The 22,362-nt window shown below is 73.6% G+C and carries 3 protein-coding genes (1 of these 3 cut by a window edge); all 3 read right to left on the reverse strand.

What is annotated here, in order from left to right; all coding sequences use genetic code 11:
- Tightly spaced (each overlapping or abutting the next), the 3 genes in view from OG439_RS19870 to OG439_RS19880 form a layout consistent with a single transcriptional unit that may run on beyond the window.
- On the reverse strand, window positions 1-1,212 hold the full coding sequence (locus OG439_RS19870) for a cytochrome P450 (protein ID WP_247051091.1): 1,212 nt from the start codon (window positions 1,210-1,212) through the stop codon (window positions 1-3).
- Complete coding sequence (gene fabD / locus OG439_RS19875; RefSeq protein WP_326950855.1) at window positions 1,209-3,422, reverse strand: ACP S-malonyltransferase; 2,214 nt, start codon at window positions 3,420-3,422, stop codon at window positions 1,209-1,211. Before fabD ends, OG439_RS19870 begins: the two co-directional genes overlap by 4 nt.
- Window positions 3,419-22,362, reverse strand: the 3' portion of a protein-coding gene (locus OG439_RS19880; protein WP_326950856.1) for an SDR family NAD(P)-dependent oxidoreductase. Its footprint extends 3,664 nt past the window's final position; 18,944 of the gene's 22,608 nt are visible here — the last part of the coding sequence; its start codon lies off the right edge, out of view; it ends in the stop codon at window positions 3,419-3,421. The genes fabD and OG439_RS19880 overlap by 4 nt, the downstream gene beginning before the upstream one ends.

The raw sequence follows: 22,362 nt of genomic DNA on the forward strand, positions 1-22,362 counted from the left end.
TCACGACGAGACGGCGAGGGGCAGCGTGAAGGCGTTGAGCATCTGCGAGCTGCGGATGAACCGCGGCGGCTCGTCGGGGATCGTGGTGATCTTCGGGAACCGGTCGAACAGGATGTCCAGCGCGATCCGGCCCTCGAGCCGGGCCAGGCCGGCCCCGATGCAGTAGTGGATGCCGCGCGAGAACGTCAGGTGCGGGTTCGGATCGCGGCCCGGGCGGAACTCCGTGGGGTCGTCGAAGACCAGCGGGTCGCGGTTGGCGGCGCCGAGCCAGACCATCACGAGCTGGTCGGCCGGGATCGTCACGCCGCCGACCTCGGCCTCGGCCGTGGTCGCCCGGGACGTCACGGCGAACGGCGGGAGGTAGCGCAGCGACTCCTCCATCACGTCGGGCAGGCGCGAGCGGTCCGCGCGGACGCGGGCGAACTCGTCCGGGTGCGCGTCCAGGCAGAGGATCGTGTTGCCGAGCAGCATCGTCGTGGTCACGTGCCCGGCCAGCAGCAGGACGTCGGCCAGCGTCGCGATCTCCTTGTCGCTGAGCTGCTCCCCCTCGACCTCGGCGTGCACCAGCCCGCTGAGCAGGTCCTCGCGCGGGTGCTTGCGGCGGTCCTCGATGTGCTCGGCCAGGTACTCGCCGAACTCCTTGCGCTGCTGCAGGGTCGTCTCGGTGACCTCTTCCTGGCCCTCGAACCGGCCGACGATCGAGACGTCCTCGGTGGACGTCGACGGGATCAGCGACTCGGCCCAGCGGCGGAACAGGTCACGGTCGCTCGCCGGGATGCCGAGCAGCTCGGCGATCACGATGACCGGCAGCGGGTAGGCCAGCGCGCTGACCAGCTCCAGCCGGTCGGTCACCTTCGCCTCGTCGAGCAGGTCGTGGGTCAGGCCGGCGATCCGCGGTTCGAGGTCGGCGAGGACCTTGGGGGTGAAGGCGTGGTTGACGAGCCGGCGCAGCCGGGTGTGGCGCGGCGGGTCGAGGTAGAGCAGCTCCCCGGCCGACGCCTCCTCGATGTCGGCGCCGATCTCCGCGGCCATCAGCCGCATCATGTTGGAGGAGAACAGCTTCGGGTTGCTCAGCACCTTCGACGCCTCGGCGTGGCCGTAGACGTTCCACATGCCGCTTTCGGCGTCGAAGGCGACCGGCTGGTCCGCGGTGGTGCCGCGCAGCCAGAACTGCTGTTCGTGGACGCCCCAGGTGTCGAACTCCGTGATCATGTCGTCTGTCCTTTCGCTACTCGTGAGAACGCCGCGAGGTGCTGGGCGGCGCCGTCCAGCAGCAGCAGGCCGATCTCGTCGACGTGCCGGTTCCGCCAGGACTCGTGCGGGGTGCCCTTCACCCACTGGTTGAAGGAACCCAGGGCCGGTCCGGTGTGGACCTGGTAGTTGACCTTGTCTTCGCGGCCGCCTTCCAGCGCGATCCGCGCGCTGTAACCGAAGTAGCGCCGGAAGATCAGCGCCATCTTCTGCTTCGGCTGCTTTTCGGCGCGCTCCACCAGCTCCGCGCGGCCGCTCGCGCGCAGGTGCGCCACGACGTCGGCCCAGACGTCGTCCAGGGGCTTGCGGAAGTAGGTGCGCTCCAGCTGCGCCCGGGTCTTCGCGGGCAGGTCGTCGATGCCGTCGTGGTGGCTGTAGAGCGCGTGGAGCTTGTTGCCCCGCGACGGGAAGAACACGCCCTTGCGCAGCACCTGGACCCGGCTGCCGAGCTCGAACATGTCACCGGCCGGCGCGTAGTCGGTGTCCTGCACGTCGATGTCCTGCAGCATGTCCTTGACGACGTCGCTGGTCGCGGCCTCGGCGGTGCACTGGTTGACCGAGCCGGTGAGGACGTAGTCGGCGCCGAGCACGAACGCGGCCGCGACGGCGGCGGGCGTGCCGATCCCGCCGGCCAGGCCCATGCAGACCGGCTCGGCGTAGCCGTGCTCGGCCTGCGCGCGGCGGCGCAGTTCGAGCAGCGAGGGCAGCAGCACCGTCGGGATGCCGCCGTCGGTGTGCCCGCCGGAGTCGGCCTCGACGGTGACGTCGTGGCTCATCGGTACGCGCCGGGCCAGCTCGGCCTGCTCGGCGGTGATCACGCCGTCCTTGCGAAGCCGGTCCAGGACCGCGGCCGGCGGCGGCGCCAGGAAAGCCGCCGCGACCTCGGGCCGGGACACCTTCGCCAGTACGCGGTGCTCGCACACCGGCTCGCCGCCGGGCCCGCGGCGCAGGCCCGTGACGCGGTAGCGCACGAGCGCGGGCGTCATCTGGATGAACGCCGACGCCTCGACCAGCCGGACGCCGTGCCGCAGCAGGACGTCGACCACGCCCTCCTCGGCGGCGGGATCGTCGTGGTTCGCGATGAAGTTGACGCCGTAGGGCTGGTCCTCGGCCAGGGCGGCCTGGATCTCCTTGATCCCGCGCTCGATCTCGGCCGGCTCACTGCCGCCGGTGCCGAGGAAGCCGAGCATCCCCGCGCGGCCCAGCCGGATGACCAGTTCCGGTGACGCGATCCCGCGGTACATCCCGCCGGCGACGTAGGCGAAGCGAAGGCCGTGTCGCTCACGGAAAGCGGCGCTGCCGAGGTCCTGGGGCCGGAGCACCGGCGCCCGGGACGCGGCCCGCGTCTGCTCGACGAGCTTGGTCAGCACCGTGCCGCCCAGCTCGACGAAGTCCGTGACGCCCGCGTCGAGCAGGTGCCGCACGGTTTCGGTCCAGCGCACCGGCTGCACGATCTGGTCGGTGAGCACCCCGGCGGTGGTGCCGGCCGAGTAGGGCCGCGCCGTGGCGTTGGCGATCACCGGCACGTCCGGCGTGCCGAGGTCGAAGGCGTCGAGGAAGCGCCGGAACTCCTGCTGGGCCGGCCGCATCAGCGCGGAGTGGAAGCCGCCGGACACGCGCAGCCGGACCCAGCGGACGCCCCGGTCCTGCAGGAACGCGCCCAGCTCGTCGATCGACTCGGCGTCGCCCGAGACGACGCACTGCTGAGGCGAGTTGTCGTTCGCCACCGACAGGGTGCAGAACTCGCCTTCGCGCACCAGCGCCGTGACCTGGTCGCGGTCGAGGCCGGTGACGGCGATCATGCCGCCGCCCTCGGCGCGGGCCATCAGCTCGCCCCGGCGCCGGACGAGCCGCAGGCCCGTCGCGAAGTCGAACGCGCCGGCGGCGTGCAGCGCGCAGTACTCGCCGAGGCTGTGCCCGGCGTAGAACGCGGGCGCTTCGGGATGCTGCTCGCGCCACCGCCGGTGGGCCAGCGCGCCGACCACGAACAGCGCGGGCTGGGTGAACTCCGTGCGGTTCAGCTCGCGCCGGGGATCGTCGAGGCACAGCTCGCGGATCGAGTAGCCGAGCAGGTCCGAGGCCTGGTCGGCCTGCTCCGGGTAGGCGTCGAACAGCTCGCGGCCCATGCCCTTCACCTGGGCGCCCTGGCCGGGGAAGATCACCGCTTTCACGTCAGGCTCCGTTCGAAGTCGGCCAGGCTGATCGCGCCGTCACCGGCCGCCTCGATCAGCTGGGCCAGGAACTCGTCGCCGGGATCGACCGGCTCGGGATCGAGGGACCGGACGCGGAAGCCGCGCAGGCGGGCGCAGATCTCGCCGTCGTCGTCGCACAGGTCGACGTCGAGGACGTATTCGCCGGGCACCGCCCCGCCCTCGCTGAACCGGACGACCGCCCACGCCGAGGCGGGCAGCGGCCGCAGCACGCGGACCGCGTCGACCGACCGCGGCAGCGTGGCGGGTACCGCTTCGGCGCCGTCGGCGGCGAACAGGCCCAAGGTGGCCTGGAACGCCGCGTCGAGCAGGCTCGGGTGCAGCACGAACGTCTCCGCGCCGGCCTCGGCGGGCAGCCGGAGCCGCGCCACCGCGAGCCGCGAGCCGCTGTGCAGCCGCTCGATCGTCCGCAGCGCGGGACCATACCCGAGGTCGAGCCGCTCGAACCGCGCGTAGCACTCGTCGGCGTCGAGCACCCGGCCGCCGGTTTCTTCGAGCAGCGCCGGGATGTCGTGCCGCTCCGGCGTTTCGCCGTCAGCCGCGGTCAGCTCCCCGTGGCCGTGGACGACGGGCTCGCCGTCGGGGCCGGTGGTGAAGACCCGGTAGGACAGGGCACCGCCGTCGGCCGACAGTCCGATGTGGACGTCCGTGGCGCGCTCGACCGGCAGCGGCCGGTCCCAGGTGGCGCTGACGACCGGCCGGTCGCCGCCCGCCAGGTCCGCCGCGGCCCGGGCCATCTCCAGGTAGGCCGCGCCCGGCAGCACCGGGACACCGCGGACCTTGTGGCCGGCGAGGAAGAACTCACGGCCGGTGAGACGGGTGGTGTAGCGCGGGCCGGTCAGGTCCGAGGTGTTGGTGTGCACGAGCGGGTGCAACTTCGGGGTACCTGCCCCCACCGGGGTGCTCGTGTCGAGCCAGTAGCGCTTCAGCCGGAACGGGTAGGTCGGCAGCGGGATCCGCCGCGGCGCGTCCGGGTGCCACCGGCTCCAGTCGACGTCGGCGCCGCGCACCCAGGCCCTGATCGCGGCCGTCGCGTCGGTGCTCTCGGGTGCCGCCGGGACGTCGTCGCGGGTGACGCGGCCGGTGACGATCGAGCCGTCCGGCTCGCCGCGCAGCCAGGACTCCAGCCCGGTCGCGAGGTCCTCGACGGTGGCCGCGACGCAGCCGAGCCGCTCGGCGTGCGGCGTGCGCCCGATCTGCGACGTGTAAGCGATCGAGGTGAGGTCGGCGTCGGTGTAGGTGCCGTCCCTCAAGGCCTTGACCCAGTTCTCGGCCAGGGTGCGCAACACCTCGGGGTGGGTCGCCGACAGCACGATCGGCAGCGGCTCCGCGGGCGTCTGGTCCACGGGCGCCGGGACGTACTCCTCGAGCACGATGTGCGCGTTGGCACCGCCGAAGGCGAAGGAGCTGACCCCGGCGCGTCGCGGCAGCTCGGCCCCGGCGTCGTCGACCGGCGCCGGCCACGGCTGCTGCTCGCGGACCAGGTAGAACGGCGTCCCGTCGAGCTTGACGTACGGGTTCACGGTGTCGCAGTGCAGGCTCCGCACCAGGGTGCGGTGCTTCATCTGCAGCAGCACCTTGATCATGCCCGCGACACCGGCGGCGACCTCGAGGTGCCCGATGTTGGTCTTCACCGAGCCGATGCCGCAGTGCGCGCCCGCGACGTCCGCGCCGTCGTAGAGGTCGCGGAAGGCCTCTTTCAGGCCGTTGATCTCGACGGGATCGCCGAGCTTCGTGCCGGTGCCGTGCGCCTCGATGTAGCCGACGGTGCGCGGGTCGACGCCGGCCTTGCGGTGGGCCGTGCGGATGACCGCCGCCTGCGCCTTCGGGTTCGGCGCGGTCAGCGAGTTCGCGCGGCCGCCGTGGTTTTCGGCGGTGCCGCGGATCAGGCCGTAGACGTGGTCGCCGTCCCGCTCGGCCGCCGAAAGCCGCTTCAGGACCAGCATCCCGACGCCCTCGCCGCGGGCGTACCCGTTGGCGTCGGCGGAGAACGTCTTGCTCCGGCCGTCCTCGGCGAGCATGCCGGCCTTGCTCATGCTGATGTGCAGGTCCTTGCTGAGGACGGTGTTGACGCCGCCGACGATGGCCATGTCGGACGTGCCGTCCTGCAGCGCGCCGACCGCGCGGTGGGTGGCGATGAGCGCGCTGGAGCAGGCGGTGTCGACGGGCTCGCTCGGGCCGTGGACGCCGAGGAAGTAGCTCATCCGGTTCGGCCCGAGGCAGGGCGCGGCGCCGGTGGCGTCGTACGGTTCGACGACCGGCGAGTACTTCGCGACCATCGTCGGGTAACCGGTGCTGGCGGTGCCGACGACGATGGCCATGTCACTGCCTTCGACGGATTCGGCCGCGTACCCGGCGTCTTCGAGGGCCTTCCAGGCGTAGAGCAGCATCAGCCGCTGCTGCGGGTCCATCAGCTCGGCCTCGCGCGGCGAGATGTCGAAGAACAGCGGGTCGAAGTCACCGACGCCGTCCATGAACCCGCCGAACTTCACGTTGCTGGTGTTGGGTTCGGTGATCGGGTCGCCGAAGCACTCCCGCCAGTCCCAGCGGTCGGCGGGGATTTCGCCGATGCAGTCCCGGCCTTCGGCGAGGTTGCGCCAGAACTCGGCGATGTCGCCGGCCTTCGGGAACCGGCCGCTCATGCCGATCACGGCGATCGGTTCGGGGCCTTCCCGCGGCTCGGTCTTCGGGGCCGCGGGTGCCTCGGCGACCGGCTCGGGCTTCGGTTCGGACCTGGGCGCGACCCGGTCGGCGTGATGCTCCCGGAGGTAACCGGCCAGGCCGTTGAGCGTCGGGTACTCGAACAGCAGCGTCGGGTCGAGCGCCAGGCCGTACCGCGCGTTGATCTCCGAGATCAGCTCGGTGAGCGACAGGGAGTCGACGCCGTACTTGCTCAGCTCGCGGCCGCCCTCGATCCGCCCCACCGGCAGGCGCAGGACGTTCGCCGTCAGTTCCGTCAGCTCGGCGAGCAGGTCCGGCCGCTCTTCCGGCGCGGGCACGGGCTCCGGTTCGGGCGCAGGTTCGGGCGTCGGTTCCGGCGCCGGGGTCGTGCTGAAGACGTCGCCGTGGTTCTCCGTCAGGTACCCGGCCAGGCCGTCGAGGGTCGGGTACTCGATGAGCAGGGTCGGGACGAGGGTCAGGCCGAACTCGTCGTTGAGCAGACCGACGTAGTCGACGAGGGAGATCGAGTCGAAGCCGTACTCGCTCAGGTCGACCCCGCCCTCGATCTCGTCGGCGGGGACGTCGAGCAGGCGCGACACGCGGTCGGCCAGCAGCGTCACCAGGCTGTCGGGCATGGTGGTCACCTCCGTTTCGGGGCGCAGCAGGGTTTCCCCGATCCGCGCCCGGTCGCCGTACGTCACGAGGACGTGGGGTTCGCCGCTGCCGTAGGCCCGGTGCAGGGCTTCGACGCCGGCCGCAGCGGGCATCGGCAGGATGCCGACGGTGTCCCGCATGGACCGCTCGGTCGCGGCGTCGACGCGCATCCCGCCGTCGGCCCACAGCGGCCAGCCGACGCTGAGCGTCCGCCCGTGCCGCTCCCCCGCGGCGACGCGCTTCTCGCGAAGCGCCGCGTATTCGTCGAGGAAGGCGTTGGCCGCGGCGTAGTCGGCCTGGCCCGGGTTCCCCGACGCCGACAGTGACGAGAAGCCGATGAAGAAGTCGAGGTCCAGCCCGGCGGTGGCCTCGTCGAGGTTGACGAACCCCGCGACCTTCGCGGCGAGGACGGCCCGCAGGTCGGCGACGTCCTTCTTCACGAGGTAGCCGTCCCGCAGCACGCCGGCGCTGTGCAGGACACCGTCGAGGCGCCCGTGTTCGGCGACGACGTCCTGGACACACCGCTCGACGGCGGCCCGGTCCGTGACGTCCAGCTGCCGGTAGTTCCCGGGCCCGTGCGCCGAACGTCCACAAAGGATGATCGTGGGGTCGGCCACACCGGCGGCGATCTCCTGGGCGAACACTCGCCCGAGCCCACCGGCGCCGCCCGTGATCATGTAGACGCCGCCGTCGCGCCAGGGCCGCACCGCAGGGGCGTCGGCGAGCGGTGTCCACTGCGGGACCTCACGCCGTCCGGCCACCTCGCGGACGACGACGTCGTCGGCCCCGGCTTCCCGGCGAAGACGGTCGGCGAGCCCTGTCGGCCCGGCGACCACGAGCTGGGTGACCAGCTTCGGGTGCTCGTAGCGGGCGGTCCGCAGCAGCCCGGCCAGCGCGAGATCGGGTGACCCCGCCGGCACGACGACCTGCAGCAGCACCCGTCCCTCCCGGCTCGCCACGACGGCGTCCTGGAGGTGCGTGAGCAGTTGCTCGGCCCGCCGGGTGAACGCGGTGGCGAGGTCGGGGCCGTCGGGCAGGACCGTGCAGGTGGCGTCGAGGTCGGTGAGGTCGACCGGGTCGAGCCCGGCGAGCAGCACCTCGTGCCGGACGAACCGCGGCGCGCCGGCGACGGGCGCGGCCGGGTGCCAGGTGGGGCGGGCCAGCACCAGCTCGCCCGCCTCGGCGGTGGGTCCGGCCGGGGTCACCTGGTCATCGACGGGTGCGGGCTCCTGCTTCTCCGGCGCGGGCAGCTCGCGGAACGTGAAGCCGAGCAGCCGCACGCAGACCTCGCCCGTCTCGTCGCACAGGTCGATGTCCAGCCGCCGGACGGTGCCCGGGCGGTCGTTGGCCGACGGGCGGATCACCGCCCATCCCGCCATCGGCGTCGCGGCGTGCACGCGGACCTCCGTCAGCGCGAACGGCAGCGCGGCCGACACCTCGTCCGCGCCCTCCGCCAGGGCGAGGCCGAGCGTCGACTGCAACGCGGAGTCGAGCATCGCCGGGTTGACGGTGAAGCCGTCCCCGGCCGCGGCGGGACGGCGGAGGCGGGCGACGATCAGGCCGTCGCCGATCTCCAGCTGCTCGATGCCGCGCATCGCCGGGCCGAGGCCCATCTCCGTGCCCTCGTACAGGGCGTAGCAGGCAGCGCGATCGAGCGTGCGGCGGGTGCACTTCGCCCGCAGCGCGGCGATGTCCACCTTCGGCGGCGGCGCCGCGACGGTCGGCTCGACGCGCCCCTGACCATGCGTCTGCGTCTCGCCGCCGGTGGTCGTCGTGATCCGGTAGGCGAAACCGCCGTCCTGCTCGTCCAGCGCGACCCCGGCGGTCGTCGGGCCCGTGATCCGCGCCGGGCGCGTCCAGACGACGTTGCGCACCGTCACCCCGGTCCGGCCGAACCCTTCGGCCTCCGCGGCGGCCCGCGCCAGCTCCAGGTACGCGACCCCCGGCAGCACCGGCGTCCCGGACACCCGGTGGTGGTCCAGGAAGAACTCGCGCCCGGTCAGCTCGACGACGTAGCCGTCGTATCCCTTGTGGACAGTCGTGGCCGGCGGCGCGTCGATCCAGTACCGCTCCCCGCCGAACGGGTAGCCGGGCAGCGGCACCACCCGGAACCCGTCACCGAACAACCCGCCCAACGACGGGATCTCGCCCCGTACGTACCGCGCGGCCACCTCGGTCAGCGCCAGACCGTCCACTGAGGACATATCGGGCAGGTCGTCGGGCACCGAGCCGGTGACGACCGAGTCCGCCCGCCCGTCGCGCAGCCAGGCCCGCATGGCGTCGAGCCACGCGGCCCGGTCCGGCGCGACGCAGGCCCACCGCAGGTTCTCCGGCCGGCGGCCGACGGCGAGGGTGTAAGCGGCGTCGCCGAGGTCGACGTCGTGCGATTCGGCGTGGGCGAGCACGCGCTCGACGTGACTGCGCAACGCCGTCTCGTCCTGAGCGGACAACACGACCAGCCACTCGTCCCGCGCCGCGTGCGTCACATCGGCCCCCGACGCCTCCTCGACGACGAGGTGCGCGTTGGTCCCGCTGGCGCCGAACGAGCTCACGCCCGCACGACGCGGCCCGGACTCCGGCGACGGCCACTCGCGCACCGCGGTAGGCACGTAGAAAGCGCTGTTCGCCAGGGGAATCGCCGGGTTGGCCCGGTCGAAGTGCAGTGACGGCGGCACCTGCCGGTGGTGCAGCGCGAGCAGCGCCTTGATCGTGCCGGCGACGCCCGCGGTGAACTGCGTGTGCCCGACGTTCGTCTTGATCGACCCGAGCGCGCACCCACCCGTGGGCGCGCCGGTGAACGCCTCGGCGAGGGCGCCGAACTCGATCGGGTCGCCGAGCGGGGTGCCGGTGCCGTGGGCCTCGATCAGCTGGACGCCGCCCGGGCGCACGCCCGCGTCGCGGTGGACCTGGCGGACCAGGTCCTCCTGGGCCTGGGCACTCGGCGCGGTGATGCCGTTGGTGGCGCCGTCCTGGTTGACGCCGGAGGCGCTGATGACGCCGTAGACGTGGTCGCCGTCGCGGACCGCGTCGGACAGCCGCTTGAGCACCAGGACCCCGGCGCCCTCGCCGGGCACCATGCCGTCGGCCGACGCGTCGAAGGTGCGGCACCGCCCGGTCGGCGACAGCATCTTCGCCGTGGACGAGTACTCGTAGAGCCGCGGCGTCGCCTGGACGAACACGCCGCCGGCCAGGGCCATCGACACCGTGCCGAGCCGCAGGCTGTCGCACGCCAGGTGGATGGCGACGAGCGAGCTGGAGCACGCCGAGTCGACGGCGATCGCGGGCCCGGACAGGTCGAGCAGGTAGGAGATCCGCGACGCGATGACCGAGGCCATGTTGCCCCACATGGTCTGCGGGGGCTTCTCGCCGCTGATCAGCTGGTGGTAGTCGCCCGGGTAGGCGCCGACGTAGACGCCGCACGCGCGGTCGGTGAGCCGTTCCCCCGCGTACCCGGCGTCTTCCAGGGCGTGCCAGCACTCTTCGAGGAAGACGCGCTGCTGCGGGTCGGTGTGCACCGCCTCGGTGCCGGAGACGCTGAAGAACAGCGCGTCGAACCGGGCCGGGTCGTCGAGGAAGCTGCCGTACTGGCGCCCGGCCTTCGGGCCCAGCTTCCCGGCGAGGTCCCAGCGGGCGACGTCGCCGACCAGGTCGTCGCCGGCGGCGAGGTGGGCCCACAGGCTTTCGGCATCCGGGCTGTCCGCGAACCGCGCGGCCAGCCCGACGACCGCGATCGGCTCGTGGGCCGTCGGTCCGGCGGGCAGGGCGCTCTCCGGCGTCCCGCCGCCGGCCCAGGCCGCGCGGCGCTGGAACGGGTAGGTCGGCAACGGCGTCCGGCGGCCCGTGAACTCGGCGTCGAGCTTCCCGCCTTCGCTCCACCGCGCCCGGATCTGCTCCAGCTCGGCGGCCGCGGGGACGGTCCCGTCGGCCAGCCAGTTTTCCAGCTGCCGCAGCAAAGTCTCACGATCGGCGGCCGCGAAGGCGACGCGCTGGGCGAAGTGGGCCCGGCCGTGCGCGAGGGTGTAGCCGACGTCGGCGAGCACCGCGTCCGGGTGCGCGGTCAGGTGCCCGGCCAGGCCCTCGACCAGTTGCCGAAGCGCTTCGGGGCGGGGCGCGGACAGCAGGAACAGCCGCTCGCGGCCGTCGTCGTCGCGCGGCGCGATCGCGGGCGGCTCTTCGACGACGAGGTGCGCGTTGGTGCCGCTGAAGCCGAACGAACTCGTCGCGGCGACCAGCTTGCCCCGGCCGTTCGGCTCCCACGGCGTCAGCTCGGTGGTGACGTGGAACGGGCTGCCGCCGAGGCGGATCGCCGGGTTGGTCTCGGCGTGGTGCAACGACGGCGGGAGCGTCCGGTGCCGCATGGCGAGGACGATCTTGAGCAGCCCCGCGACGCCCGCCGCGGACATGGTGTGGCCGATGTTCGTCTTCACCGTGCCGAGAGCGCAGCCACGCGAACCTTCGGCGGTGCCGAACGCGCGGACCAGCGCCGCGGTCTCGATCGGGTCACCCAGTTTGGTGCCGGTGCCGTGTGCCTCGACCAGGCCGATCTCGGCCGGGTCGACGCCGAAGCGCTCGTGGACCTCGCGGATGAGCCGTTCCTGCGACGCCGCGCTGGGGGCGGTGATCCCGTTGGTCGCACCGTCCTGGTTGATGCCGGAGCCGCGGATGACGGCGTGGACGTGGTCGCCGTCGGCGAGCGCGTCGGAGAGCCGCCGGAGCACGACGACGCCGACGCCCTCACCGGGGACGAACCCGTCGGCGGCCGCGTCGAAGGTGTGGCAGCGGCCCGTCGGGGACAGCATCCCCGCGCGGCCGGCCGTCAGGTAGGTCTTCGGCGTGGTCTGCACGGCGACACCGCCGGCGACCGCGAGGTCCGTCTCGCCGCTCCACAGCCCCTGGCAGGCGAGGTGGATGGCGACCATCGAGCTGGAGCAGGCCGTGTCGACGGCGATCGCGGGCCCGCGCAGGTTCAGGTGGTAGGCGACCCGGGCGGGCACGATCGAGGGCGCGTTGCCCCAGGCCGCCTGTGCGGGCGGGCGCTCGTCGAACCAGGCGGTGTAGTCGCCACCGGTGCAGCCGACGTAGACGCCCGCGCGCTTGTCGTCGAGCGCGGTGCCGACGTACCCGGCGTTCTCCAGCGCTGTCCACGCCTCTTCGAGGAACAGCCGCTGCTGGGGATCGGTGTAGGCGGCCTCACGCCCGGACATCTTGAAGAAGCGCGCGTCGAACTCGTCGATGCCGTCGAGGAAGCTGCCTTCCCGGCAGGCGACGTCCGTCCACTCGGGACCGGAGACGTCCCAGCGCTCGATCGGGCCGACCAGGTCGTCGCCGTCGGCGAGGTGCTGCCAGAGCGCGTCGAGGTCGGGTGACTGCGCGAACCGGCCGCTGATGCCGACGATGGCGATCGGGTCTGTCTCCGGCGCTTCCGGTTCCGGTGCCGCGGCGGGCACGGTCGGTTGGTGGGTTTCGGCGATGTGCGCGGCGAGCAGCTCGACGCTGCGGTGGTCGAAGATCACCGTGGTGAGCAGGTCGAGGCCGAGGGACTCGTTGAGCTGCTGGACGAACCCCGCGCCGACGATCGAGTCGAGGCCGTAGTCGGCGAACGCCCGCGCCGGGTCGATCGCGCTCTCGGCCATCCGCAGCGCGTCGGCGAGCTTCTCGAGGACCACGGCGGCGATCGACGTGGTTTCCCCTACGGGCGCCGGTTCTTCCGTCGGCGCAGGTGCCTCGACCACGCGCGGCCCGCGGGCGACGCCGTCGCTGTGGGCGACGACGATCTGCTGCCCGAGCGGCTCGGCGTCGGACGCCGGGTTCGTGACGCCGGTGAAGCCCTCCTGCGCCAGCACCGCGGCCCAGCCCGCCGGGGACAACGCCGGGCTGCCGGGCACGCGCAGCTCGGCGTCGGTGTGCGTCCACCAGCCGTCGAGCAGGCCGAACGTCAGGTGGTTGACGAGGTAGAAGCCGCTGATCTCGTTGAGCGCCAGCAGCCCGTTGCCGCGCAGCAGGGCCTTCACGCTGCGCAGCGTCGCGCGGACGTCGGCGGTGGTGTGCAGGACGTTGGCCGCGATGACGACGTCGAACGCGCCGGTGTCGAGGCCCTGCCCGTGCGGCGGCTCGGCGACGTCGAAGACCTGGTAGGTCAGGAAGTCGTGGTCGAAGGCGTCTTCGGCGCGGTGCAGGAACGCGCGCGAGACGTCGGTGAAGCAGTACTCGGCGAGCGGCAGCCCGGCGCGGGTGAGCCGGTCGAGGACCACCCGCGTGGTGCCGCCGGTGCCCGCGCCGACCTCGAGGACGCGCAGCCGCGCACCGGGCTCGGCGGCGAGGCGCGCCCGCAGGAAGCCGGCGACGTGTTCGGCCAGCACGGCGTTGAAGTGATCGGCGACGCGGTTGTCCCGGTAGACGCCCTCGACCAGCGCGAAGGAGCCGTTGGGGAAGAGGACGTCGGTGGCGAGGACGTCACCGCGCAGCACGGCGGGCAGGGCGGGGACGGTCCGGCCGAGCAGGTCGAGGGGCGTGCGCAGGTCGGGGTTGGCCGCGGCCCAGCGTTCCGCGTCACGCCGCCACCCGGCGCGGCAGGTCGCGGCGTCCGGTCCCGGGATCCACTGGCCGGCGTCGATCAGGCCGTGGCCGGTCAGCACCCGCAGCATCGGCGGCAGCCAGGCGGCGAACCGCTCGCCGGCGCCGGTGAGCCCGGCCTCCCGCAGTTCGGCGGCGACCCAGCGGGCCAGGGCGGCGTCGATCTCGGCGGGCACCGGGCCGGCCTGGTAGGTGGCGAGCGCGGCGGGCAGCTCCGGCGTGACCGGTTCGGCCGGTGTCGCCGCCGCCGGGAGCCGCACCACGGCGGTCTCGCCGGTGAGCACCCCTTCGACCGGCAGCGGCCGGCCGAGCCGCAGGAACCCGATCTGGTCGAGCGGCCCGGCGAGCAGCCCCTCGACGGCGGCCATCGCGGCGGCGGGCTCGATCGGGGCGAGGCCGAGGGCGGCCATGCCGTCGAGGAGGTCGTCGGTGACGTTGCCCCAGTAGCCCCAGTTGACGGTCTTCACGCGGCAGCCGAGGGCGTCGCGCAGGCCGTCGGCGGCCGCGTCCACGTAGGCGCAGGCCGCGGCGTAGTGCGCCTGCTCGGCGTTGCGGATGAAGCTGACCAGCGACGACACCAGCAGCACGAAATCGAGGTCGTCCCCGGCGAAGACGTCGGCGAAGTGCACGCACGGGTCCACTTTGGACTTGAGCGTCGCTTCGAGAGCCGGCTCGCTCAGCTGCGCCAGCGGGGTGTGGCTGAACGTCATGGCCAGGTGGACGACGCCGTCGATCCGGCCGTGGCGACGGAGGACTTCGGCACGGACGTCGCGCAGCGCGGCCGGATCGGCGACGTCGGCCCGCAGGTACTCCGCGTTGCTCCCCTGGCGCCGAGCGCGGATCCCGTCGTCCTCGGGACGACGGCCGACCCAGACGAGCCGGGCGTCGTAGGTGCGGGCCAGGTACTCGCTGAGCACGACGCCGAGGTCCCCGGCGCCACCGGTGAGGACGTACACCCCGCCGCGGCGGAACGCGGCGGTCGTGGCGGCCTGCTCGACCGGCACCAGCCGGCGACGCAGCCACTGGCCACCGGTGCGCCGGAAGGGATGGGCGCGGCGGTCGGCGGGCAGCCCGAACACCTCCGCCGCCGGGAACGGCTCGTCCGCCGCGAGGTCGACGGCCCTGACGCGCCACCGCGGCTGCTCCTTGGCGAGCCCGCCGACGAGCCCGTGCAGGCCGGCCTGGGCCGGGTCCCGGGTGAAGGCGTCGTGGGTGACGAGGGTCAGCTCGAAGTCGCGGTCACCGTGGCGGGCTTGCAACTGGTTGAGGACGCGGAACAGCTGCCGGGTCGCCGTACGGTGTTCGTCGACGCGCTCGGCCACGGTGGTGCGGGTCCGGGTCGGGACCTCCACGACGACCCGGCCGATCACGCCGTCGTCCTCGGTGAGCACTTCGGTCCCGGCGGCCCGGATCGCCTCGACGTCGGCGGCGGACAGCCCGATCGCGAGCACGGCGCCGCCGGAGGAGACCTCGGCGGGCCGGTGCGGCTCCCAGACCGGGCAGACGGTGAGGTCCCCGGCGGGAAGGTCGGCAACCGCGGCGGCACCGGAGACCTGCGCCGTGGCGGGCGGTGCCGGAGCGGCAGGCACGGGTGCGGTAGCTTCGCGCACCGCGGGAACCGAGGTCACCGCAGGCGCGGTCGGCCTTGCCGGCGCCGTGGCCGCAGGCAGAACCGGCACCTCCGCTGCGGCAGGCGAGGGAAACGCGGCTTGGGTCGCAACCGCCGCGGGGCCACCGGGCTCAGTCTGCTTCGCGGAACTCGCGGGCCCGGCCGATGCCGCAACCGTCGTCGAGCTACCGGGCGCGGCGCCGGCGCGCTTCTGGCTCCCCGGCACCACATCCGTGTACCAGTACCGCTCCCGGGCGAACGGGTACGCCGGCAAGCCCACCCGGCGCGGGCGCGGGCCGCCGGTGTGCAGGCGGGACCAGTCCACCTCGACGCCGCTTGCCCAGGCCTCGGCGAGCGGGGCCAGCTTGCCGCGCGCGCCCCAGCGGACCAGGGTCTCCTGGAAGTCGTCGTCCGCGGCCAGTGCCGCCAGCGTGCCCGAGAGCCCGGTGCCCGCGAACGTGTCCGGGGGCAGCTCCGCACCGCGGACGTAGGCGTCCAGTGCGGCCGCAAGGGCCTCGGTCGAGCCGGCCACCGTGGCGAAGCGGGCCGGCATCGGCTCGCGGCCGACCTGGAGGGTGTAGGCGATGCCGGCCAGGTCGGCGTCGGTCCGCGTGCTCAGGTCGTCGCGCAGGCGGGCCGCGGACTCGCGCAGCCGGTCCTCGTCCAGCGCCGACAGCACCACGGCCTGCGCCGCGGCCGGTTGTTGCGCGCGTTCGGGCACGATGTACTCCTCCACGAGCAGGTGGGCGTTCGCGCCGCCGGCGCCGAACGCCGAGACCACCCCGGCGCGCGGCACACCGCCGTCGCGGGGCCACGGCGCGGCGTCGCGCTGCAGCACGAACGGCGTGGCGCTGAAGTCGATCTCCGGGTTGACCTGCCCGGCGTGCAGCGACGGCGCGAACGTGCCGTGCCGCATCTGCAGCAGCACCTTGCTCAGCCCGGCGATCCCGGCCGCCGCTTCCAGGTGGCCGATGTTCGACTTGACCGAGCCGAGCGCGCAGAACTGCCGGGCGTCGGTGAACTCGCCGAACGCCGACGTCAGGCCGGCGATCTCGATCGGGTCGCCGAGCGGGGTGCCGGTGCCGTGCGCCTCGACGTAGCCGACGCGCCGCGGGTCCACCCCGGACTTCCGGTAGACCTGCCGGATCACCGCGCCCTGCGCCCGCGGGTTCGGCACCGTGAAGCCGTGGGTGTGGCCGCCGTGGTTGACGGCGCTGCCCCGGATGACGCCGAGGATGCGGTCGCCGTCGGCCTCCGCGTCGGCGAGCGGGCGCAGCAGCACGGTGCCGACGCCCTCGCCGGGCACATAGCCGTCGCCGCCTTCGCCGAAGCTGCGGCACCGGCCGTCGCTCGCGGCGAACTGGGTCTGCCCGATCATCAGGTACTTGCTCGGGTGCAGCGACAGGTTGACGCCGCCGGCCAGCGCCGCACCGCACTCCCCGCGCCGCAGCGCGGCGCAGGCGAGGTGGATCGCGGACAGCGCGGACGCGCACATGGTGTCGACGGCAATGCTCGGGCCGCTCGCGTCGAAGAAGTACGAGACGCGGTTCGCGATCGACGCGAGACTCCCCGGCACCACGACCGGTTCCCCGCGCACCGCTTGTTCGGCGCCGTAGAGCTGGTACTCGGTGTACATCGCCCCGGCGAACACCCCGACGTCACCGGCGTCTTCGCCGACACGCGCCCGAGCGGCGGCCCGCAGCGAGTCACGCGTGTGCCCGGCGTCCTGCAGCGTTTCGCAGGCGGACTCCAGGAACAGCCGTTCCTGAGGGTCCATTGTGGACGCGGCACCCGGCGAGATGCCGAAGAACAGGGGGTCGAACTCGTCGACGCCGTCGAGGAAGCCGCCCCACTTGGCGTAGGTCTTGCCGGGGGCGCCGCGGCGCGGGTCGTAGTAGCGGTCGTGGTCCCAGCGGTCGCCGGGGATCTCGGTGACGGAGTCGGTGCCGGCCAGGAGGTTGGTCCAGAACTCGGCGAGGTCCCGTGCGCCCGGGTAGCGCCCGGCCATCCCGATGATGGCGATGGGGATCTCTTCGTCCGCACGGGCCGGGGGCACGGATTCGACGACCGGGTCCGGCACGGGTTCCACGACCCGCGTGACGGCGGCTTCCGGCACCTCGGGCTCCTGCGTCGCGGCGAAGCCGACCAGCGCGGCGAGCGCGTCCGGCTGGGTCTCGGCGAAGTGCCGAGCGAGCCCGTCGATCGTGCGGACCTCGAAGAACAGCGTGCTGCCGACGTTGTCGAGGTCCTTGCGCACCGCTTCGGTCAGCTGGACCACGAGGATCGAGTCGATGCCGTACCGGTCGAACGTCACGTCGGCGCGCACCGAAGCGACCGGCAGTTGCAGCACGTCCGCGACGAGCGCGCGGAAGTGGTCACGCGCCCGCTCCAGCAGCTCGGTCTCCCGATCCGGGCTCGCCGGGACAGGAGCGGGAGCAGGAGCAGGCGTGACGGCGACCGGGACGGGTTCGTCGGCGACCTGCGAGAAGGCAGGCCCACCAGCCGGGACCGGCTGCCGGACCACACCATCGCTCTCGGCCACGAACACCTGCTGGCCCAGGTCGTCGGCACCTTCCGCGGCGATGAACGCCGGCCGGAAGCCCGTCTCCGTCAGGGCCCGCACCCAGTCGCGCGGGGTCAGGCCGGGCGAGCCGGAGATGCGCAGCGCCGGGTCGTCGTAGCGCCACCAGCCGTCCAGCAGGCCGAACGTGAGGTGGCTGAAGAACACGTTGTCGCTCAGCTCGTTCAGCAGCAGGACGCCGTTCGCGCGCAAGGCGGCCTTCGTGTTGGTCAGCGTGGCGCGGATGTTGCGCGTCGCGTGCAGCACGTTCGTCGCGACCGCGACGTCGAAGCCGCCGAACCCCTCGTCCAAGGGCTTCTCGATGTCGACGATCCGCGGGTCCAGGTACGGCGCGATGTCGCCGTAAGCCCGGCGCGCGTGCAGCAGGAACGCCTTGGAAAGGTCGGTGTAGCAATACGTTTCGATGTTGTCCCGCCACGGCGCCAGCCGCCGGAACAGGACCGCGCTCGTGCCGCCGGTACCCGCGCCGATCTCCAGGATCCGCAGCCGCGCCGCGGGATCCGCCGCCACCCGGGCGCGGACGTGCTCGACCAGCGTGTCCGCGAGGACGTCGTTGAAGTAGTCCGCCACCGGGTTGTTCCGGTAGACGGCCTCGACCAGTTCGAGGGAGGACTTCGGGAACATGACGTCGGTCGCGGGACGGCGGCCGGTCAGGATGTCGGGCAGGGCGCGCACGGTCGTGTCGACCAGCACCGCCTGCGGACGCTTGCCCTCGCTCGCCAGCCACGGCGCCCGGTCGGCGTCCCAGCGGCGCCACGCCTCGGCGAGGTCCACCGGCGACGGGGAAACGGCTTCGTAGCGGCAGTCGGCCGAGCGCAGCAGGCCGGTGCGGACGAAGACGTCGAGGGTGTGCGACAGCCAGCGTTCGTACCGCGGCTCGATCCCGCCGGCCGCGAGCAGCTCGGCGGCCGTGCCCGGGCGGGCGAACAGGCCCAGCTCGCGCAGGAGCGCCCAGGTGAGCCGGACGAGCGCGGCCTCCATCGACCGCCCGTGCCCGTCGGCGGCGACACGCACGCGCTCGATGTCGGCACTCCGGTCGGGTCGCGCCGCGAGCAGGTCGGCGACCGGGGCGGAAGACCCGGCGGGCAACGCCCTCAGGGCGCTGTCCTCGTAGAACGCGGCGATGCTGCGGGCGTCGGCGGCCTTCAGCAGCGCCAGCCGGTCGAACGGCGAGGTCAGCAGGCGGTCGAACGCGGCCATGCCCTCCGCCGGCTCGATCGAGCCGAGGCCAAGGCGCGCCATCCGCTGCCGGTAGCCGTCTTCGGCGACGATGCCGACGCCACCCCAGTAACCCCAGTTCATCACCTTCACCGGGCAGCCGAGCCGCTCGCCGAGCTGGTCGGCGTACGCGTCGGCGAACGTGCAGCCCGCCGCGTAGTTGGCCTGGCCGGGCGCGGTGAAGAACGCCTGCATCGACGAGAAGAAGGCGACGAACTCCAGGGGCTGGTCCGCGAAGACCTCGGCCAGGTTGACGGCGATGTCCGCCTTGGCCGCGTAGGTCGTGCGGAAGCGCTCCTCGGTCATCCGCGCCACGCTCTGGTCGCCCAGCACGATCGCGGTGTGCAGCACCGCGTGCACCGGCCCGTGCCGCTCGACGATCGTCGCGCAGGCCCGGCGCAGATCGTCCACATCGGACGCGTCGGCGCGGACGTAGTCCGGCTTCGGCCCGAACGCGGCGAGCCGCTCCTGGTTCGCGGCGATCTCCGCGTCGAGCGGACGGCGGCCGATCCAGACGACCTGGGTGCCGTGGCGGCGCAGCAGGTGCTCGGTCCACACGGTGCCGATGCCGCCCGCGCCGCCGATCGCGACGACGACCCCACCGGGCGCCGACGGCGTGTCGGACGGCGTGTCGGCGACCTCCAGGAGCCGCGGCCGGAACCACTCGCCGTGCCGCCGGGCGGCGACGACGCCGTGCGGGCCGGCTGGCGGGTTCGCCACCGCGTCCCACGGCACCGGCTCGTCCGCGGCGACGTCGACGATCCGCACCTGCCAGTGCGGGTACTCCTTCGCGACGGAGCCGAGCAGGCCGTGCACGCCGGCGTGCGTGGCGTCGAGGGTCCGGTCGCCGGGCACCCGGCACGCCTGCCGGGTGACGGCGGTGAAGCCGATCTCACGACCGTCCGCGCCGTCGTTCAGGAGGGCCTTGACCAGCCGGAAGACGCTCAGGACGCCGTCGCCGGACGGCAGCCAGAAGACGTGGTCGACGTCGGCGGGGAGGTCTCCGTCGAGCAGGGTGGCCCCGGGGAACGCGGCCAGGAACGCCGCCCGCTCGGCCGCGTCGCCGCCGGCGAGGACCGGGCGGGAGCCGACCGCGGGCTCTCCGGCACCGGACACCGCGTCCCACACCGGGGCGAGCAGCGCCGTGCGCAGCGACGACGTCTCCGCGACGCGGCGGAAGGCCAGCCCGCGCAGGCGGACCGCGACGCGGCCGGCGTCGTCGCAGACGTCGATGTCCACTGTGGTCACTTCGGTGCTGTCGGTGGCGCGGCGGACGTGCGCCCACATCGTCTCGGCGGTGGGCGTCAGGATGTCGACGGCGTCGACCGCGAACGGCAGCGCGGGCCGGCCGTCGCGTTCGGCGAGTGTGCCGGCCGGGTCGCCGAACAGGCCGACGACCGCCTGCACGGCGCTGTCGAGCAGCGCCGGGTGCACGGCGAGGTCCGCGCCGCGGGCGGCGGCGGGCACGACGAGCTTGGCCAGTACCTCGCCGTCGCCGATGGCGAGCCGGTCCAGGGCCCGCAGCCGGGCGCCGTGGCGGATGCCGACGGCGTCGAGCGCCGCGCGGCACTGCGCCGCGGTGAGCGACCGGGCGGTGCACCGCTCGCGCACCGCGTCGAGCGGCACCGTGTCAGCGGTTTCCGGCTCGGCGTACCGGCCCTGGGCGTGAACGTCGGTCGCGTCACGCCGGATGCGGAAGGCGGCACCTTCGCGCTCGACGGTCAGGTCGGCGCCGGTGGCGTCCACCGGGAAGGGCGCGCTCCAGACGAGATCACGCAGGCCGGCCGGGGTGAACGCGGTGCCCGGCGTCACGGCGCGCCGCGCGAACTCCAGGGAGAGGACGGCGGGCAGGACGGCCTGGCCGTTGACGTGGTGGTCGGCGAGGAAGAACTCCTCCCCGGTGAGCCGGACCCGGTACGCGGAAGGCGTGAGGTCCGCTGAGGGTCGTGAGTGGTAATGAGGGTTAGAACCCGCATTACCACTCACGACAAGCCGCGGCAGACCCTCGGACGGAACGGCCGCCGGCCAGTAGCTCTGACGCTCGTACGGGTACGTCGGCGCCGGGACCACGCGGCGCGCGGCTGCCGGGAAGGCCTCGGCGACCTGGGCGATCGCCCCGCGGACGAAGGCTCCCGCCAGGTCGCGGGCCGTCGACGGGCTCACCGCGCCCGGCTGGGCGTCGGCGGGGACCTCGCCGGTGAGCACGTCGGTGGCCGTGCCGGACAGCCAGGCGCGCAGGCGGTCCGCGAGCGCCGCGGTCCCGTCGGCGACGACCGCGAGCCGGTGCGGCAGGGCGGCGCGCCCGGCGGCGAGGCTGTACGCCAGCTCCGCCGCGGCCAGGCACGTCTCACGCTCCAGGTGCGCGACGAGCCGTTCGGCCACCGATCGGAGAGCCTCCGGCGAGCGCGCGGACAGCAGGAACGCCTGCTCCCCCGGCACGTCGGCGGACGGCGTCCGCGGGTACTCCTCGAGCACGACGTGGGCGTTGGTGCCGCTCGCGCCGAAGGAACTGACCGCCGCCCGTCGCGGGCCGTGCGCAGGCGCAGGCCACGACGCCGTAGCGGTCGGGATCGTGAAAGCGCTGCCCGTCAAGGGAATCCGCGCGTTGGCCGCGTCGAAGTGCAGGGACGCCGGGATCGTCCGGTGGCGCAGGGACAGCACCGCTTTCACCACACCGGCGACGCCCGCGGCGAACTGGGTGTGCCCGATGTTCGTCTTGATCGAGCCGAGCGCGATGCTGCCCGGCGACGCGTCGGCGAACACGCGGGACAGCGCGCGGAACTCGATCGGGTCGCCCAGCTGGGTGCCGGTGCCGTGCGCCTCGACGAGCTGGACACCGTCGAGACCCGCGTGGACTTCACGCAGCAGCCGTTCCTGGGAGGCCGCGCTCGGAGCGGTGATGCCGTTGGTCGTGCCGTCCTGGTTGACGCCCGACGCGCGGACGATCGCGTGGATGTGGTCGCCGTCGCGTTCGGCGTCGGCCAGCCGCTTGAGCACGAGCGCGCCCGCGCCTTCGCCCGGGACGAACCCGTCGGCGCCGGCGTCGAAGCTGCGGCAGCGGCCCGACGGCGAGAGCATGCCGGCGCGCGTCGCCGACGCGTACAGCCGCGGTGTCGTCTGCACGAACACGCCGCCGGCGATCGCGACGTCGGCCGTGCCCGCCTTCAGGTCGCGGCACGCCAGGTCCAGTGCGACGAGCGAGCTGGAGCACGACGTGTCGACGGTGAGCGCCGGGCCGGTGAAGTCGAGCAGGTACGCGATCCGCGACGCGACGACCGAGCCCATCGTGCCCCACAGCGCCTGCGCCGGGGCCGTCCGGTCGAGGTGCTCGCCGTAGTCCCCGGCGTAGCACCCGACGTACACGCCGGTGCGGCCGCCGAGCCGCCGCTCCCCCGTGTAGCCGGCGTCTTCGAGGGCGTTCCAGCACTGTTCGAGGAAGATCCGCTGCTGCGGGTCCATCGCCGTCGCCTCGACGCCGGAGATGCCGAAGAAGGCCGGGTCGAAGTGGTCGATGTCGCGCAGGAAGCTGCCGGTGCGGCAGGTGACGTCGCCGGCGAGGGGCCAGCGCGTGACGGGCTCGACGAGGTCGGTGCCCGCGGTGAGGT

The organism is Amycolatopsis sp. NBC_01307 (assembly GCF_035975215.1).
Lineage (GTDB): Bacteria > Actinomycetota > Actinomycetes > Mycobacteriales > Pseudonocardiaceae > Amycolatopsis.

Coding starts and splice junctions, on each gene's coding strand:
- OG439_RS19870 (WP_247051091.1), bottom strand. CDS start 1,212: ATGATCACGGAGTTCGACACCTGGGGCGTCCACGAACAGCAGTTCTGG.